Annotated in this window: 1 protein-coding gene; it reads right to left on the minus strand. The window is 75.2% G+C overall.

Annotated features, from left to right (window positions below):
* Nucleotides 1-208: 208 nt before the first annotated feature.
* Complete coding sequence (locus tag B8460_RS08440) at nucleotides 209-913, minus strand: LutC/YkgG family protein (protein WP_048861149.1); 705 nt, start codon at nucleotides 911-913, stop codon at nucleotides 209-211.
* Between the last annotated feature and the right edge of the window lie 118 nt (nucleotides 914-1031).

The raw sequence follows: 1031 nt of genomic DNA on the forward strand, positions 1-1031 counted from the left end.
GGCGCCGCGGGCGGGCCGGACGTGGCGGGACGGGCAGGGCGACCCGGCATGACGGTGATGGCGGCCGGAGGCTGGTCCGGCCCGGGAGCAGCCACCGCCTCGACCGGCGCCGCCGGTGCCGCGGCCTCACGCAGCCGCCGGATATCCCGGACATAGGCGGCCCAGATGGCGCGGTCTTCCTCGGTCAGGCGCGGGCGACGCGGCGGGGTCAGGCCGCCTCCGTCCCGCCATCGGCCGCCGTCGCCTCGCCCACGATGACGACATGCAGACGGCGCGGCCCGTGCGCGCCCAGCTCCAGCGTCTGCTCGATGTCGGCGGACCGCGACGGGCCGGTGACCAGCATCACGTTGCGCGGCATCGGACCGGCCGCACGCAGCAGGTCCCACGCCTCCTCATAGGCGCCGACGATGCGCCCGGCCGCCAGGACCACGATCTCCGTATCCGGCAGCAGGTTCAGCGTGGTCGGCCGGTCGGGGCCGGACGGCAGCATGAGGGTCCCGGTCTCCGCGATGCCGGCGAAGCCGTGCTGCACGGACACGGCATCGCTCGCCTCGGCCCGGCCGACCCGCAGGCTCAGCAGCGGACGCGATGCCCAGGGCAGGCCCGTGATCTCCGGATGGGGCGAGACCGCCAGTTCGGCGGGCAGGTTCTGTGCCGAGAGATAGTCGGCGACCGCCGCCGGCACGTCGGCCGGATGATCGACGAAGGCCACGCTGCCGAACGTGGCTTCCAGGTTGCGGGCGAACAGCGCGACCTGGCCGGCATGAGGCAGGCGTGAGCGCGCCGGAATGAGGTGCCGCGGCGGATGCGCGAGGCGCGCGCGGAGCATCCCGGCCTGATCCTCCGGCAGCGGGCCGCGGCGCAGTCCCCGGCGTATCGCGTTCAGCACGGTATCGCGTCGCGTCTCCGGCATGAGGCTCACGCCTTGCCGTGCCGCTGCATGCGGGCGTGGCGGGCAAAGAACGTCTCGCCCTCCGGCGCCGGCATCTCGCGTCCCGCGGTCCAGCCGCCGGCCAGGGGCAGCCGGCTGA

The organism is Acidisphaera rubrifaciens HS-AP3, assembly GCF_000964365.1.
Lineage (GTDB): Bacteria > Pseudomonadota > Alphaproteobacteria > Acetobacterales > Acetobacteraceae > Acidisphaera > Acidisphaera rubrifaciens.